Annotated in this window: 1 protein-coding gene; it reads left to right on the forward strand. The window is 47.0% G+C overall.

The window, feature by feature from the left end; translation table 11 throughout:
• A partial coding sequence (locus HMPREF2655_RS10460) for a hypothetical protein (RefSeq protein WP_257367888.1) occupies nucleotides 1-491 on the forward strand: 491 nt, incomplete at both ends.

A 491-nucleotide genomic window follows, 5' to 3' on the forward strand; every position in this document is an offset into this window, starting at 1 on the left:
AACTCCTGTTACTGTCAAGTACCAAGCGGTAGTGAAAGAAGTAACACCTACAGGAACTGGTGCAACAAGTACAGGTCCTCAAGGTGTTCCACAAACGGGCACTCCAAGCTTCCAAGGCGGCGATCCACTGGTTCCAATTGATGAAACAGTAGAGCCAACTTTCGAAGATGGAAGCAAAGAGAAATCTATTCAAGGTCAAGGAACTTACACGATTGCACCAGACGGAACTGTAACCTTCACTCCAGACAAGCAGTTTGTTGGAAACCCAGATCCAGTTACAGTGAAACGTGTGGATAAGAATGGCACTCCAGTTACTGCGACTTACAGCCCAGAGTTTACGAAAGTGACCCCAACAGGAACCGGTGCAACAAGTACAGGTCCTCAAGGACTTCCACAAACAGGCACTCCAAGCTTCCAAGGTGGCGACCCACTTGTTCCAATTGATGAAACAGTTGAACCAGCTTTCGAAGATGGAAGCAAAGAGAAATCTA

Origin of the sequence: Streptococcus sp. HMSC066F01, assembly GCF_001837335.1 — a bacterium.
GTDB classification, from domain to species: domain Bacteria; phylum Bacillota; class Bacilli; order Lactobacillales; family Streptococcaceae; genus Streptococcus; species Streptococcus oralis_S.